The organism is Nonomuraea sp. NPDC050478, assembly GCF_044458265.1.
Classification (GTDB): domain Bacteria; phylum Actinomycetota; class Actinomycetes; order Streptosporangiales; family Streptosporangiaceae; genus Nonomuraea; species Nonomuraea ferruginea.
Map to the genome: position 1 here is coordinate 1 of NZ_JBITHT010000009.1, position 15,438 is coordinate 15,438.

A 15,438-nucleotide genomic window follows, 5' to 3' on the forward strand; every position below is an offset into this window, starting at 1 on the left:
AGGAATCCGTCACATGAAAAATCATGACGGGGTTGTGCATCATGCACTGGCTTTTAACACACTGTTGAGTTCTCAAGAAACGGACGCGTACACCCGCACCGAAGATTATCGCCTTCAGCGCCAGGGGCGCACATCTGCTCTTCTCCACTTTATCAGGTGGCCCGATATCCGGTCAAATCCGTTTATCGGTTCATCTGATCAAGATTTTGGCAGTCCCCGGAACTTACCGTGTCATCCTGCGCCTGTCGAATCAACCGATTTATTCGGTGATCACGCCGGACGCCCGAGACAACCCGATCAAGAGCGCATTGCAGCGCTCCGGCCGAGTGGCTTGTTCTCAAGGGACTCTGCCCTGGGGCCCGTCCGCCTGACCGGCGTCCGGCTCACTCCCGGGGCGAGTTATGAGGTTAGGTCGCGATCCGCCAGACGTCAAATCACACGCCGGACGGCCGGCCGGGCTGTCGTCCTCGCGCCACAGCGATGTGGTGCTGAAGGAAGCGTTCTCATCCCCCGAAGCCACCACGCCATGCGTCGGAGGGACGCGGGCCCGCTAACGGATGAGGGCGCGGACCTGGTCCGGTGAGGTGAACAGCTCGGCCGGCATCCCCGCCGCCCGCGCCCCCGCCACGTTGACCTCGTTGTCGTCGAAGAACAGCGCGTCCCGCGGAGCCACCCCGAGCCGCGCCGCGCAGATCTCGTACGCCCGCGGGTCCGGCTTGGCGACCCCGATCCGGCACGAGTACGTCAGCGCGTCGAACCGCCCCAGCCAGTCGCCGTGGTTGCGTTCCCACACCGGCACCAGGTCTTCGATGATGTTCGACAGCAGCCCCAGCTTGACCCCGCGGTCGGCGAGCTCGTGCACCAGCGCCACCATCTCCTGGTCCACCTGCGACCAGCTCTCCAGATCAGCCGCCGTCAGGGCCGCCACGTCGGCGAACTCCACTCCCAGCCGCTCGCCGACCGCCGCCCAGTACGCACCGGTCTCCTGCCCGGCGTCGTAGGCGGGCCGGCAGCCCCAGTATGCCTCCCAGAACGCCTCGGCGGAGACCCCGCCCAGGTCCACGAGCTGCTGCTTCGCCTCGTCCGTCTGGGTCCGGGCGATGACACCGTACAGATCGAAAACGATTACTCGATTCATGCATCAGAGCCTATGCGCCGTATTCTGCACCGATGATCTCTGCGGCCACACTTGCCCCTGACGCCCCGCCAGTTCCGCGACAGAGTCGCACCCGCGGCAGGCCGTACGCGGAGGGGGTGATGGCCGCGCTGGCCGGTGGGGTGGCGTTCAGCGGGTCGGGCGCGGCGACGCTGAACGGCGACGAGCTGGCCACGATCAGCGCCGCCACCCGCTCGCTGGCCGGGCTGTGGGAGCTGGTCCAGCACATCGACGGCCATTTCCTGCCCTACTACCTGTTCATGCACGTGTGGGCGCTGGCGGGCACGGCGGAGCTGTGGCTGCGGCTGCCGTCGGCGCTGGCGATCGGCGCGGCGGCGGGCCTGCTGGTGGCGCTGGGCAGGCGGCTGCACAGCACGCGGGCCGGGGTGACGGCGGCCGCGCTGCTGGCGGCGCTGCCGTCGGTGTCGTACTACGGGGCGTTCGCGCGACCGTACGCGTTCGCCGCGGCCGCGGTCGTGCTGTCGTTCTGGGCGTTGCACCGGGCGCTGGAACGCTCCGGCCCGCGCCGGTGGGCGGCGTACGGCGCGACTGTGGCGCTGGTCTGCTGCACGCACCTGTTCGCGGTGCTGGTGCTGCCGGCCCATCTGCTGCTGATCCGGCGGGAGACGGCGGCGCGGATGCTCGCCGCGCTGGCGGCGGGGTGCGTGCCCGCCGTGGTGCTGGGCCTCGTCGGGTACGGGGAGCGGCACGCGATCAGCTGGATCCCGCAGCGTGGCCCCGATGTGCTGCTGAAGTTCCCGAAGATGGCGGCGGGGGCGGCCGAGGCCGGGGTGCCGCTGTTCGTGGTCGCGCTGGCCGGGGCGGCGCTGCTGGGGCTGTCGCGGCGGGCGGCCGGGCCGCGGGGCGCCGCGAGCACGGGTCTCCCGCCCTGGCGCTGGGCGGGTGCGCTGCTGGGGTGGCTGGTGCTGCCGCCGCTGCTGTTGCTCGCGGTGTCCCACCTGGTCACGCCGGTGTACGTGGATCGCTACCTGTTCGTGACGGCGCCGGCGCTGGCCCTGCTGGCGGGGCTGGCCGCCGCGCACGCCGGAAGCAGGCGGGTGTCCGTGGCCGCCTGCTGGGCGCTGGTCGCGGTCTGCCTGGCGGCGGGAACGTACCAACATGCGGAGGTCCGGGATGAGAACGGGCGGTTCGAGAACTTCCCGTGGGCCATCTCCCGGATCCAGGCCCAGCCGGGCGACGCGATCGTGTACGGGCAGAGCCAGGTGCGGTCCGGGTTCGACTACTACGGCCCCGCCTACTACGGGCTCGACGGGTTCGGAGACGGCTCGATGCCGGAGGACGTGCTCCGGCTCGGCCACGACCCGTCGCCGACCGGCTTCGGCTACCGCGAGCGGAGCGCCGTCGCCGGCGCGCTGCGCGGGCGCGAGCGGGTGTGGGTCGTGTGGCGCGGCACCAAGGCCACGGGCGACCGTCTGGCCCGGGTGCGGGAAGTCGAGGAGGCCGGGTACGAGCGGGAGGGCTCGTGGCACTCGGCCGACCTGCCGGGCATGACGGTCGCCCTCTACACGAAGGCGGGCGGCTGAGGGTCAGCCGACCTCGACGCCGCCGACCGACTTCTTGCCGCGCCGCAGCACCAGGAAGCGGCCGTGGAGCAGGTCGGCGGCGGCCGGGACGTACGCCTCGTCCGTGATCTTGGTGTTGTTGAGGTAGGCGCCGCCCTCCTTGACCGCCCGGCGGGCGGCCGACTTGGACTCGACCAGCCCGCTGTCGGCCATGAGGTCGACCAGCGACGCGCCGAGCCCGGGGACGGTCGCCTTCGGCACCTCGGCCAGCGCCGCCGCCAGGGTGGAGGCCGGCAGCTCGTCCAGCGAGCCCTGGCCGAACAGCGCCTTGGACGCCGCCACCGCCGCGGCCAGCTCCTGCGGGCCGTGCACGAGCGTGGTGAGGTCCTCGGCGAGCGTCCGCTGCGCCTCGCGGGCGAACGGCCGGTCGGCGACGGCCTTCTCCAGGTGCTCGATCTCCTCCCGGGAGCGGAAGGTGAACACCTTGAGGAAGCGGATCACGTCGCGGTCGTCGGCGTTGAGCCAGTACTGGTAGAACGCGTAGGGCGTGGTCAGCGCCGGGTCGAGCCAGACGGCCCCGCCGGCGGTCTTGCCGAACTTGGTGCCGTCGGCCTTGGTGATCAGTTTGCCGGTGAGGGCGTGCACGTGGGCGCCCTCGACCCGCCTGATCAGGTCGACGCCCGCGGTGATGTTGCCCCACTGATCGCTGCCGCCGAGCTGGAGGGTGCAGCCGTGGCGCCGGTAGAGCTCCAGGTAGTCGTTGGCCTGCAGGATCTGGTAGCTGAACTCGGTGTAGCTGAGCCCTTCGCCGCCGAGCCTGGCCGAGACCGACTCGCGGGCGAGCATCCGGTTGACCGGGAAGTGCTTGCCGACGTCACGCAGGAAGTCGATGGCCGACAGCTCGGCGGTCCAGTCGAGGTTGCTGACGAGCGTGGCCGCGTTGGGGCCCGGCTCGAACGACAGGAACTTCTCCACCTGGACCCGGATCCGCGCCACCCATTCGGCCACCACCTCGCTGGTGTTGAGCGCCCGCTCGGTGCTGCGGCCGCTGGGGTCGCCGATCAGGCCGGTGGCGCCGCCGACCAGGCCGATCGGCCGGTGGCCCGCACGCTGGAAACGGGTCAGGATCAGCAGCGTGGCGAGGTTGCCGACGTGCAGCGACGGTGCGGTCGGGTCGAAGCCCGCATAGACCGTGATCGGACCCTTCGACAGCGTTTCGCGCAGGGCGTCGGTGTCGGTGGTCTGCGCGGTCACGTCGCGCCATTCGAGCTCATCGAGGATGTCGGTCACGATGCTGACTTTCCTGATAGATGGTGAGTGGGTACAGCGTGCCTGATCGCGGCCGGACGCCGCCACTTGGATAATGTCGGCCCCATGTGGAAGGTCCGTCGTGAACTGGCCGTTTTCAAGATCTTAGGGGCTCTGGCGTGCGCGGGGCTCGCAGCGTACTGGTATGCCGACGGTGACGTGCCAGGAGTGGTCCTCGCCGTGCCGGCGGCGGTGCTGCTGGGCGGGATGGGGTTGCGCGACATACTGGCCCCGGTGCGGCTGGCGATGGACGAGAGCGGCATCACGGTCGTGCACGGTTTCGCGGGCAGGCGGCACGTGCCGTGGGACGCCATCCGGGACATCGAGGTGGACGTCCGCAGGCGGTGGGGCCTGCGCAGCGAGATGCTGGAGATCGACACCGGCGACCATCTGCACATCTTCAGCGCTCACGACCTAGGCGCCTCACCCACGGAGGTGGCCGCGGCGTTGCGCCGCCGCGGCATGTGAGCGCGGTACGGGGAGACGGTCGGATCCCCGTCGACCCAGAACCGCCACGGGGTGTCCTTGGCCGTCGAGATCCCGGTGCGCGGCCCCGACCTGATCGCTCCGGGCTCCGGCGGGCGGCCCTCCAGGACCACCGCCGACCCGGCGGGCCACACCGGCGGGCCGTCGGCCTGCGGCGCGGCGCTGATCAGGCGGTCGACGGCGGGGATCGCGCCGGGCGGGCCCTCCCAGACGGCGTCGACGCCGTTGTGCTCGCGCAGCAGACCGAGCGCCACGGCCAGCCTGGCCGGCCCCCGGCCGAGGTCGCGGTCGGCCACCGGCCTGGGGCCGCCGTCGCCCGCGGGCGCTCCCCTGCCCGACCGCCGGGACCGGGCCAGGCCGACGCCGCCGACCACCTCACCGGCCCGCAGCAGCACCGCCGAGCCCTGGTCCTCGGGCAGGCAGACGAGGTTGGCGCAGAAGTGCATGCCGTAGGTGAAGTACACGTACAGGTGTCCGGGCGGGCCGAACATGACCGCGTTGCGCGCCGTCTTGCCGCGGTAGGTGTGGGCCGCGGGGTCCTCGCCCGGCCCGCCGTACGCCTCGACCTCGGTCAGGCGTACGGCCACGCCGCCGTGCACGATGAGGCGCCCGAGCAGGTCGGGCGCGACCTCGTGGGACGGCCGGTCGAAGAAGGCCCGCGGCAGCGGGGCCGTGCTCAGCACCCCGCTCAGGAGCCGGCCGCCCAGGCCGCCTGGGCGTCGACCGCCTCGCGCAGCGCCACGAGCTGGTCGCGGACGCGGTCGGGGGCGGTGCCGCCGGGGGCCTTGCGGGCGGCGAGCGCCCCCGGCACGTTGAGCACGTCGCGCACGTCGGGCGTCAGGTGCGGCGAGACCTTGACCATCTCGTCGTCGGTGAGGTCGCCGAGGTCCTTGTCGTTGACCTGGCACCACACCACGAGGTGGCCGACCGCCTCGTGCGCCTCGCGGAACGGCACCCCGCGCCGCACCAGCAGCTCGGCCAGGTCGGTGGCGAGGGCGAACCCGTCGGGCGCCGACGCCTCCATCCGGGCGGTGTTGACCCGCATGGTCGAGACGAGGCCGGCCATCGCGGGCAGGACCAGCAGCAGGGTGTCGACCGAGTCGAACACCGGCTCCTTGTCCTCCTGCAGGTCGCGGTTGTAGGTGAGCGGCAGGCCCTTGAGCGTGGTCAGCAGCGCCATCAGGTTGCCGATGAGGCGTCCGGACTTGCCGCGGGCCAGCTCGGCCACGTCGGGGTTCTTCTTCTGCGGCATGATCGACGAGCCGGTGGAGTAGGCGTCGTCCATCTCGATCCAGCGGAACTCCTGCGAGGCCCACAGGACGATCTCCTCGCCCAGCCGGGACAGGTGGGTGCCGATCAGGGCCGCGGCGAACAGGAACTCGGCCGCGAAGTCACGGTCGGCGACCGCGTCCATCGAGTTGGGCGCGGCCGAGTCGAACCCGAGCTCCTGCGCCACCGCCTGCGGGTCGAGCGGCAGCGACGAGCCGGCCAGCGCGCCGGAGCCGAGCGGCGAGACGGCCGCCCGCTTGTCCCAGTCGGTGAGCCGGTCGACGTCGCGGGCGAACGCGTGCACGTGCGCGAGCAGCTGGTGGCCGAACGACACCGGCTGCGCGTGCTGCAGGTGGGTCATGCCGGGCGCGGCCGTCTCGGCGTGCTGCCCCGCCTGCTCCATCAGCGCCGTCTCCAGCTCCACCAGCCGGGAGACGATCGTGCGGGCGTGGTCGCGGAGGTAGAGACGCAGGTCGGTGGCGATCTGGTCGTTGCGGCTGCGGCCGGCCCTGAGCTTGCCGCCGAGCGAGCCGAGCCGCTCCAGCAGGCCGCGCTCCAGCGCGGTGTGCACGTCCTCGTCGGCGACGGTGGGCCGGAACTCGCCCTCCTTGCAGGCGCGCTCCAGGTCGTCGAGCGCGCCGATCATGCGCTGCAGCTCCTCGGCGCTCAGCAGCCCCGCCCTGTGCAGCACGCGGGCGTGCGCCCTGGACGCCGCCAGGTCGTAGGGCACCAGCCGCCAGTCGAAGTGCACGCTCACCGACAGCCGGGTCAGCGCGTCGGACGGGCCCCCTTCGAAACGCCCGCCCCACAGCCGCATCGGCTTGCCATCACTCACCGTCTTCTCCTCAGCCTTCACCGCACGTCCTCCGCGACCTTAGTGCACTTCACCCCTGCTTCGCGTCGCGAGCCGCCGCGATCTTCGAAGGCAGGCTGAACAGTTGTACGAAACCCTTGGCCAGCGACTGGTCGAACGAGTCGCCGGTGTCGTAGGTGGCGAGCGAGAAGTCGTACAGCGACTGCTCGGAGCGCCGGCCCGTGACCGTGGCGCGGCCGCCGTGCAGGGTCATCCTGATGTCACCGCTGACGTACCGCTGCGCGTCGGCGATGAGCGCGTCGAGCCCGCGCTTGAGCGGCGAGTACCACAGCCCGTCGTAGACCAGCTCGCTCCACCGCTGGTCGACGCCCCGCTTGAAGCGGGCCAGGTCGCGCTCGACGGTGACGCTCTCCAGCTCCAGGTGCGCCGTGATGAGCGTGATCGCGCCGGGCGCCTCGTACACCTCGCGTGACTTGATGCCGACCAGCCGGTCCTCGACCATGTCGATGCGCCCGACGCCGTGCGCGCCGGCCCGCCGGTTCAGCTCGTCGATGATCTCGTACGGGGTGAGCGGGCGGCCGTCGAGCTTGACCGGGACGCCCCGCTCGAAGGTGATGACCACCTCGTCGGGCTCGCGCGGCACGGCGGGGTCGGCCGTGTAGGCGTAGACGTCCTCGCTGGGCGCGTTCCAGATGTCTTCCAGGAAGCCGGTCTCGATGGCGCGGCCCCACAGGTTCTGGTCGATCGAGAACGGGTTCTTCTTGGTGGTCTCGATGGGCAGGCCCCTGCGCTCGGCGTACTCGATCGCCTTGTCGCGGGTCCAGGCGAAGTCGCGGGCCGGGGCGACCACCTTGAGCTCGGGGGCCAGCGCCGCCAGCCCGGCCTCGAAGCGGACCTGGTCGTTGCCCTTGCCGGTGCAGCCGTGGGACACGATCGTGCCGCCGAGCTGCTTGGCCGCGGTGACCAGGTGCTTGACGATGAGCGGGCGCGAGAGCGACGACAGCAGCGGATAGCGGTCCATGTAGAGGGCGTTGGCCTGGAGCGCGGGCACGCAGAAGTCGGCCGCGAACTCCTCCTTGGCGTCGACCACCACGGACTCGACGGCGCCGCAGTCCAGGGCGCGCTCGCGGATGGCCTTCATGTCCTCGCCGCCCTGGCCGAGGTCCACCGCGACGGCGATGACCTCGGCGTTCATCTTCTCGGCGAGGAACGGGATGGCCACCGACGTGTCCAGGCCCCCGGAGAACGCCAGGACCACTCTCTCCGTCATTGCTCTGTCTCCATCGATTGCGATAAAGCGTGATAATTCGGTCTAAGTGCGCCGGTCTGCCGCCTTCAGCAGCGCCTCCGCGAGAGCCGGCCCGCCCTGCGGGTCTCGGCTGATGACCAGGATCGTGTCGTCACCCGCGACGGTGCCGAGAATCGACTCCCAGTCGGCGTGGTCGATGGCGGAGGCGAGGAACTGGGCCGCGCCCGGCGGAGTCCTGACGATGACCAGGTTGGCCGAGGCGTCGGCGCTGACCAGCAGCTCCTCCGCGATGCGGTGCAGCCGCGCGGCCGGGGACTCGCCGGTGCCGAGCCTGGCCAGCGGGATCCGCCCGCCGCCCTCACCGGGCAGCGCGTACACCAGCGAGCCGTCCTCGGCGCGCAGCTTGAGCGCGCCCAGCTCGTCGAGGTCGCGCGAGAGCGTGGCCTGGGTGACCTCGACGCCGCTCTCCGCCAGCAGCTTGGCCAGCTCGGGCTGGGAGCGCACCGGCTGGCGCTGGAGCAGGTCGGTGATCTTCGCCTGCCGGGCCGCCTTGGTCATCGGGATCGTCATGGTCTGGTCACCAGCCAGTGGAGCAGCGCCTTCTGCGCGTGCAGCCGGTTCTCCGCCTGGTCCCACACGGCGCTGCGCGGGCCCTCCAGGACGTCGGCGGTGATCTCGTTGCCGCGGTAGGCGGGCAGGCAGTGGAGCACGACCGCGTCTCCGTCGGCGTGTGCCAGCAGCTCGGCGTTGACCTGGTAGGGCATGAGATCGCGGACCCGGTCGTCCTTGCCGTCCTGGCCCATCGACACCCAGGTGTCGGCCGCCACGACCTGCGCCCCCTGGACGGCGGCGACCGGGTCGGAGACGGACACCACGGAACCGCCGGTGGTGGCGGCGATGGCCGCGGCCCTGGCCAGGACCACCGCGTCGGGCTGGTAGCCGACCGGGGCGCCGATCCGCACGTGCATGCCGGCGGTGGCGCCGCCCAGCAGGTAGGAGTTGGCCATGTTGTTGGCGCCGTCTCCCACGTACGCGAGTGTCAGCCCGGCGGTGCGGCCCAGCCGCTCGCGCACCGTCTGCAGGTCGGCGAGGATCTGGCAGGGGTGGAACTCGTCGGTGAGCGCGTTGACCACGGGCACCGCGGAGTTCGCCGCCATGGTCTCGATCAGCTCCTGGCCGCTGGTGCGCCACACGATGGCGGCCACCTGCCGGTCGAGCACGCGGGCGATGTCCTCGACCGGCTCGCCGCGGCCCATGAGGGTGGAGACGCCGTCGACGATCAGCGGCAGGCCGCCCAGCTCGCCGATGCCCACGTGGAAGGAGACGCGGGTCCTGGCCGACGGCTTGTCGAACAGCACCGCCACGGTCTTGGGCCCCTCGAACGGACGGTGGCCGAAGCGGTCCTTCTTCATCTCCGCCGCCAGGACGAGCACCTCTTCCTGCTCGGCCGGCGAGAGGTCGTCGTCCCGCAGAAAGTGCCTGACGTCCGCGTTGTTTCCTGCGGTCACTGGCTCGCCTCCGTGAGAATGTTCGGGAACGCGGCGGTGAAGGCGTCCACCTGGCCGGCCGTCACGACCAGCGGCGGCGCGATCCGCACCGCGTCCGGCTGCACGGCGTTGACGAGGAAGCCCGCATCCTGCGCCGCCTTCTGCACCTTCCCCGAAACGGGCTCGGCGAGCACGGCGGCCAGCCACAGGCCGCGTCCGCGCACCCCCTTCAGCAGCGGGTGCGCGATGGATTCGAGACCGCCGCGCAGCCGCGCGGCGACCTCGTTGACATGGCCGAGGTCCACGTTGTCGAGCACGGCCAGGGCCGCGGCGCAGGACACCGGGTTGCCGCCGAAGGTCGAGCCGTGGTCGCCCTTCTCGAACAGGGTGCCTGCCTCACCGAAGCCGACGCAGGCGCCGATCGGCAGCCCGCCGCCCAGCCCTTTGGCCAGGGTGAGGATGTCGGGGGTGAAGCCGTCGGCCTGGTGGGCGAACCAGTGGCCGGTCCTGCCGATCGCCGACTGGATCTCGTCGGCGACCAGCAGCGCGCCGGTCGCGTCGCAGATCTCGCGGGCCGCCGCCAGGTAGCCGTCGGGCGGCGGCACCACGCCGGCCTCGCCCTGCGTCGGCTCCAGGAACACCGCCGCGCAGTCGCCGGTCACGGCCTCCTTCAGCGCGTCCGCGTCCCCGTACGGGACGAACCGGACGTCGACCGGGAAGGGGCCGAACTGGTCGCGGATGGACTTCTTGCCGCTCAGCGACAGCGCGCCGATCGTGCGGCCGTGGAAGCCGTTCTCGGCCGCGACGAAGTAGGACCTGCCGGTGCGCTTGCCGTACTTGACCGCGAGCTTGTAGGCGGCCTCGTTGGCCTCGGTGCCGGAGTTGGCGAAGAAGACCCGGGCGGGGGCGCCGAGCAGGCCGGTCAGCCTCTCGGCCAGCAGCACCTCGGGCTCGTGCAGGAACAGGTTGCTGGTGTGGGCGATCGTCGCCACCTGCTTCGACACCGCCTCGACCAGCGCGGGGTGGGCGTGACCGAGCGAGACGACCGCGATGCCGGCGATGAAGTCGAGATACTCCCTGCCCTCGACGTCCCACACGCGGGCGCCCTCGCCCCTGGCCAGCGCGACCGGCGGGACGCCGTAGTTGGGCATGAAGACCTGCTCGAACCGCTCGTACAGGCTACTCATCAGGGCACCACCATGGTTCCGATTCCTTCGTTGGTGAAGATCTCCTGCAGCAGCGAGTGGGGCACCCTGCCGTCGAGCACGTGGGCCTGCGGGACGCCGTTGCGCACGGCGGTCAGGCAGGCTTCCATCTTGGGCACCATGCCGCTGGACAGCGTGGGCATCAGCCGCTCGAGCTCGGCCGCGTCGATCTCGTCGATGACGTCGGTGTCGTCCGGCCAGTTGGCGTACAGGCCCTCGACGTCGGTGAGGACGATGAGCTTGTCGGCCTTGAGCGCCACGGCCAGCGCGGCGGCCGCGGTGTCGGCGTTCACATTGTAGATTTCGCCGTCGGCGCCGCGGGCGATGCCGGACACGACCGGGACGCGCCCGTCGGCCAGCAGCGCCTCGACCGTGCCGGGCTCGACCTTGACGATCTCGCCGACCTGGCCGATGTCGACCGGGCTGCCGTCGACGATGGCGCTCTTGCGCTCGGCGGTGAACAGGTGGGCGTCCTCGCCCGACAGGCCGACCGCGAACGGGCCGTGGCGGTTGATCAGGCCGATGATGTCGCGGCCGACCTGGCCGACCAGCACCATCCTGACGACCTGCATGGCCTCAGGGGTGGTGACCCGCAGCCCGGCGGTGAACGTGGACTCGATGCCCAGCTTGTCGAGGTGGGCGTTGATCTGCGGTCCGCCGCCGTGCACCACGACCGGCCGCAGCCCGGCGTGGCGCAGGAAGACGACGTCCTCGGCGAACGACTCCTTGAGCGCCTCGTCGGTCATCGCGTTGCCGCCGTACTTGATGACGACGGTCGCGCCGTGGAAACGCTCCAGCCACGGCAGGGCCTCGATGAGCGCGGCCGCCTTCTCCTGTGCGTCCCTCATGTCGAGTACGCCGAGTTCTCGTGGACGTACTCGGCCGTCAGGTCGGTGGTGTGCACCGTGGCGGTGTGCGGGCCGGCCGACAGGTCGACGGTGATGGTGACGTCGCGCGGGCGCATGTCGACCTTGTCGCGGTCGTCGCCGACGGCGCCGCCGCGGCAGATCCAGATGCCGTTGATGGCCACGTTGAGCCGCTCGGGCTCGAACTCGGCGTCGGTGGTGCCGACCGCGGACAGCACCCGGCCCCAGTTGGGGTCCTCACCGTGGATGGCGCACTTGAGCAGGTTGGAACGGGCGACCGCGCGGCCGACCTTGACCGCGTCGTCCTCGGAGGCGGCGCCGACCACCTCGATGGAGATGGCCTTGCTGGCGCCCTCGGCGTCGACGAGGAGCTGCCTGGCCAGGTCGGCGCAGACCTCCGTCACCTTCTGCTCGAACTCCGCCAGGTCCGGCCTGACCCCGGCGGCGCCGCTGGACAGCAGCAACACGGTGTCGTTGGTGGACATGCAGCCGTCGGTGTCGAGCCGGTCGAACGTCGTGGACGTCGCCCTGCCCAGCACCGAGCCCAGCTCCTCGGCGGTCAGCTCGGCGTCGGTGGTGATCACGCAGAGCATGGTGGCCAGGGCGGGGGCCAGCATGCCGGCCCCTTTGGCCATCCCGCCGACCATGTAGCCGGCGCCGCGCTTGAAGGAGATCTTGGACACCGTGTCGGTGGTGCGGATGGCGTCGGCCGCGTTGAGCCCGCCGTCGCGGGACAGCTTGGCGGCTGCCTGCTCCACGCCGGACAGCAGCGCGTCCATCGGCAGCCGCTCGCCGATCAGCCCGGTCGAGCAGACCGCGATCTCGCCGGCGGAGTCGTCGAGCAGCGCGGCCGCCTTCTCGGCGGTCGCGTGCGTGTCCTGGAAGCCCTCGGGGCCGGTGCAGGCGTTGGCGCCGCCGGAGTTGAGCACGACCGCCCGCAGCCGCCCGCCTCGCAGGACCTGCTGCGACCACAGCACGGGCGCCGCCTTCACCCTGTTGGCGGTGAAGACGCCTGCGGCGGCGCGGCTGGGCCCGTCGTTGACGACGAGGGCCAGGTCGCGGGCGCCGCCGGACTTGATGCCGGCGGCCACGCCCGCGGCCCGGAAGCCTAGGGGGGCGGTCACGCTCATGGAGCTACTCCATTCGTGGGGAGACCGAGCTCTTCTGGCAGGCCGAGGGCGAGGTTGGCGCTCTGGATCGCGCCTCCGGCCGTGCCCTTGGTGAGGTTGTCGATGGCGATGACGGCCAGCACGCGGCCGGCCCGCTCGTCGAGCGCCACCTGCAGGGCGGCGGTGTTGGCGCCGTAGGTCATCGCGGTGGCGGGCCAGACGCCCTCCGGCAGCAGCGTCACGAACGGCTCGGCGCGCAGCGCCTCCTCGTACGCCTCGCGCAGCGCGGCCCCGGTGAGGCCGGGCGCGGCCGGGGCCGTGCAGGTGGCCAGGATGCCGCGGCTCATCGGGGCGAGCGTGGGCGTGAAGGAGACCCGCACCGGGACTCCCGCGGCCGCGCTCAGCCCCTGCTCCATCTCGGGGGTGTGGCGGTGGACGCCGCCGGCGCCGTAGGCGCTGACCGAGCCGATGACCTCACTGCCGAGCAGGTTGGGCTTGAGCGACTTGCCGGCGCCGCTGGTGCCGCTGGCGGCGACCACGACGACGTCCGGCTCGGCCAGGCCCGCGGCGAACGCGGGCGTCAGCGCGAGCAGGACCGAGGTGGGGTAGCAGCCGGGCACCGCGATGCGGCGGGCGCCCTTGAGCACCTCGCGCTGGCCGGGCAGCTCCGGCAGCCCGTAGGGCCAGGTGCCCGCGTGCTCGCCGCCGTAGAACTCCTGCCAGGCGGCCGCGTCGGCGAGCCGGTGGTCGGCGCCGCAGTCGACGACCAGCGTCTCGTCGCCGAGCCTGGCGGCGATGGCCGCCGAGTGGCCGTGCGGGAGCGCGAGGAAGACCACGTCGTGGCCGGCGAGCGTCTCTGGCGTGGTGTCTTCGATGATCCGCCCGGCCAGCGCCGGCAGCTGCGGCTGGTGGGCGCCGAGCGGGCTGCCCGCGCTGGAGGCGGCGGTGAGCGCGCCGATCTCCAGTCTCGGGTGGCCGAGCAGCAGGCGGAGCAACTCGCCGCCCGCGTAGCCGCTGGCTCCGGCGACCGCTGCTCTCATGCCTGCCTCCTGCATAGTCATGCATCTTACCTCATGGATTTGCTTTTTAAGAGGATGCACCGCAGGGGATGAACATGCAACCCGTAGACCGTATATCGGGACGGTGACGGAACGCGCACGGCCACGGATAATCCCCGGTGAATCACGGTCTAGCGCTACGTACCTACCGGTCGGTACTGTGATGTATCCGACAGCCGTCCAGCGGGAGTACTGCGTAATGACCCTTTCGCACGCCCAGGTGGAAGCCCAGCTCACCGGACCCGGACAGCTCTTCGAGATGGAGGAGATCGGCGGCACCGGCATTCGGACGTGGAAGCACGCACCCGCCCACTTCCGCGTGCTGCTGGAGAACAGCCGGTGGCACGGCGACAAGGTCTTCCTCGTCTACGAGGACGAGCACATCACCTTCGAGGACCACTACCGGCGCGCCGCCACCCTCGCCACCCGCCTCGCCGACGACTACGGGGTGCGCAAGGGCGACCGGGTGGCGGTCGCCATGCGCAACTACCCCGAATGGTCGATCGCCTTCTCCGCGGCGCTCGCTGCGGGCGCCGTCGCGGTGCCGCTGAACGCCTGGTGGACCGAGCCGGAGCTGGCGTACGGGGTGAGCGACTCCGGCGCGAAGGTGATCATCGCCGACGACGAGCGGGCCCCCAGGCTGGCCGGCACCGGCGTGCCGCTGATCGTCGCCAGGGGCGCGGCGCCCGAGGGGGCGCGGACGTTCGACGAGGTGCTCGGCGAGGTCAGAGCCGACGTGACGCTGCCCGAGGTGGAGCTCTCCCCCGACGACCCGGCCACCATCTTCTACACCTCCGGCACCACCGGGCGGCCCAAGGGCGCGCTCGGCAGCCATCGCAACCTGGGCCAGTCGCCGATGACCGTCGCCTACGGGCTCTACCGCGCCAGCGCGCTGGCCGGCAAGGACCCCGGGGAGGCCACGGCCGTGCGGCGGGTGACGCTCCTGACGGTGCCGCTGTTCCACGTCACCGGCTGCTTCTCGGCGCTGACCACGACCCTGTTCAGCGGCGGCGGCCTGGTGCTCATGTACAAGTGGGACCCGGGCCAGGCGCTGAAGCTGATCGAGCGGGAGAAGGTCAGCGCCATGATCGGCGTGCCGACCAACGCCTGGCAGCTGATGTCCCACCCCGACTTCGCCAAGCACGACCTGTCGTCGCTCAACACGCTCGGCTACGGCGGCGCGCCCGCCCCGCCCAGGCTGCTGGAGCGCATCACCGAGAACCTCCCCGCCCGCGCCGCGTCCAACGGCTACGGCATGACCGAGACGACCGCGCTGGCCATCGGCAACGGGGGCGCCGACTACCAGGCGCACCCCGACAGCATCGGCAGGCCCTCCCCCGTGGTCGACGTGCGCGTGGTCGACCCGATGAACAACGAGCTGCCGCCCGGCGAGGTCGGCGAGCTCTGCGTGCGCGGCCCCAACGTGATCCTGGGCTACTGGAACAAGCCGGAGGCCACCGCCGAGACGTTCGTCGGCGGCTGGCTGCACACCGGCGACCTGGCCAAGATCGACGAGGACGGGTTCGTCTACATCGTCGACCGGGCCAAGGACATGGTGATCAGGGGCGGCGAGAACGTCTACTGCGCCGAGGTGGAGGCCGCGCTGTTCGAGCACCCGGCCGTGGACGACGTCGCGGTGATCGGCGTGCCGCACGACGAGCTGGGCGAGGAGGTGGGCGCGGTGATCCGCCTCGCCGCCGGCGTCCCGGCCACCGGCGAGGAACTGCGGGCGTTCCTCGACGGGCGGATCGCCGCGTTCAAGGTGCCGCGCCACTTCTGGTTCCGGGAGGGCGAGCTGCCGCGCAACCCCGGCGGCAAGATCCTCAAGACCCACCTGCGCCGGGAGGTGCTCGGCGCCTGACGACGCCCGAAGCGGCCCGCCCTCGACCGGCGGGCCGCTTTTTTCAT

The 15,438-nt window shown here is 71.6% G+C and carries 14 protein-coding genes; 3 read left to right on the plus strand and 11 right to left on the minus strand.

The window, feature by feature from the left end:
* Positions 1 to 550: 550 nt before the first annotated feature.
* Positions 551 to 1,138 (minus strand): HAD family hydrolase, encoded by a 588-nt coding sequence (locus ACIBF7_RS37485; protein ID WP_397199264.1) that lies wholly within the window; start codon positions 1,136 to 1,138, stop codon positions 551 to 553.
* A gap of 119 nt (positions 1,139 to 1,257) precedes the next feature.
* Between ACIBF7_RS37485 and ACIBF7_RS37490 the strand changes: the two genes are divergently transcribed.
* Complete coding sequence (locus ACIBF7_RS37490) at positions 1,258 to 2,700, plus strand: glycosyltransferase family 39 protein (RefSeq protein WP_397199265.1); 1,443 nt, start codon at positions 1,258 to 1,260, stop codon at positions 2,698 to 2,700.
* 3 nt (positions 2,701 to 2,703) lie between these two features.
* Here ACIBF7_RS37490 and tyrS read toward each other — a convergent pair whose 3' ends face one another.
* Positions 2,704 to 3,969, minus strand: coding sequence for a tyrosine--tRNA ligase (tyrS, locus tag ACIBF7_RS37495; RefSeq protein WP_397199266.1), 1,266 nt, complete (start codon positions 3,967 to 3,969; stop codon positions 2,704 to 2,706).
* 177 nt (positions 3,970 to 4,146) lie between these two features.
* Here tyrS and ACIBF7_RS37500 point away from each other — a divergent pair, with 177 nt between their 5' ends.
* A complete protein-coding gene (locus tag ACIBF7_RS37500) occupies positions 4,147 to 4,455 on the plus strand; it encodes a PH domain-containing protein (protein ID WP_219543298.1) in 309 nt (102 codons plus the stop codon).
* On the opposite strand, the gene ACIBF7_RS37505 is transcribed toward ACIBF7_RS37500, so the two are convergent.
* The 9 genes from ACIBF7_RS37505 to argC all read right to left on the minus strand — a co-directional run bounded on the left by ACIBF7_RS37505 (position 4,395) and on the right by argC (position 13,527).
* Entirely contained in the window at positions 4,395 to 5,153 is a 759-nt protein-coding gene (locus tag ACIBF7_RS37505) for a DNA-3-methyladenine glycosylase (protein ID WP_378525347.1), read from the minus strand. The genes ACIBF7_RS37500 and ACIBF7_RS37505 overlap by 61 nt on opposite strands.
* Positions 5,154 to 5,161: 8 nt before the next feature.
* Positions 5,162 to 6,559 (minus strand): argininosuccinate lyase, encoded by a 1,398-nt coding sequence (gene argH / locus ACIBF7_RS37510; protein WP_364234499.1) that lies wholly within the window; start codon positions 6,557 to 6,559, stop codon positions 5,162 to 5,164.
* A 67-nt stretch (positions 6,560 to 6,626) separates the two neighbouring features.
* Entirely contained in the window at positions 6,627 to 7,826 is a 1,200-nt protein-coding gene (locus ACIBF7_RS37515) for an argininosuccinate synthase (protein WP_148031226.1), read from the minus strand.
* A gap of 42 nt (positions 7,827 to 7,868) precedes the next feature.
* Positions 7,869 to 8,375, minus strand: a complete 507-nt coding sequence (locus ACIBF7_RS37520; RefSeq protein WP_148031225.1) for an arginine repressor — start codon at positions 8,373 to 8,375, stop codon at positions 7,869 to 7,871.
* Complete coding sequence (argF, locus tag ACIBF7_RS37525) at positions 8,372 to 9,313, minus strand: ornithine carbamoyltransferase (protein ID WP_148031224.1); 942 nt, start codon at positions 9,311 to 9,313, stop codon at positions 8,372 to 8,374. Before argF ends, ACIBF7_RS37520 begins: the two co-directional genes overlap by 4 nt.
* Positions 9,310 to 10,479, minus strand: coding sequence for an acetylornithine transaminase (locus tag ACIBF7_RS37530; protein ID WP_364234474.1), 1,170 nt, complete (start codon positions 10,477 to 10,479; stop codon positions 9,310 to 9,312). Before ACIBF7_RS37530 ends, argF begins: the two co-directional genes overlap by 4 nt.
* Complete coding sequence (gene argB, locus ACIBF7_RS37535) at positions 10,479 to 11,345, minus strand: acetylglutamate kinase (RefSeq protein ID WP_148031222.1); 867 nt, start codon at positions 11,343 to 11,345, stop codon at positions 10,479 to 10,481. The genes ACIBF7_RS37530 and argB overlap by 1 nt, the downstream gene beginning before the upstream one ends.
* Positions 11,342 to 12,493 carry a bifunctional glutamate N-acetyltransferase/amino-acid acetyltransferase ArgJ gene (gene argJ, locus ACIBF7_RS37540; RefSeq protein WP_397199267.1) on the minus strand — a complete coding sequence of 384 codons (1,152 nt, stop codon included), beginning with the start codon at positions 12,491 to 12,493 and terminating at the stop codon, positions 11,342 to 11,344. Before argJ ends, argB begins: the two co-directional genes overlap by 4 nt.
* Positions 12,490 to 13,527: an N-acetyl-gamma-glutamyl-phosphate reductase gene (argC, locus tag ACIBF7_RS37545; RefSeq protein WP_378525348.1), complete on the minus strand. Its 1,038-nt coding sequence runs from the start codon at positions 13,525 to 13,527 to the stop codon at positions 12,490 to 12,492. The genes argJ and argC overlap by 4 nt, the downstream gene beginning before the upstream one ends.
* Before the next feature lie 202 nt (positions 13,528 to 13,729).
* Between argC and ACIBF7_RS37550 the strand changes: the two genes are divergently transcribed.
* The gene (locus ACIBF7_RS37550) at positions 13,730 to 15,391 is read left to right on the plus strand and encodes a class I adenylate-forming enzyme family protein (RefSeq protein ID WP_148031219.1); all 1,662 of its coding nucleotides are present in this window, start codon (positions 13,730 to 13,732) and stop codon (positions 15,389 to 15,391) included.
* Positions 15,392 to 15,438 lie beyond the last annotated feature (47 nt).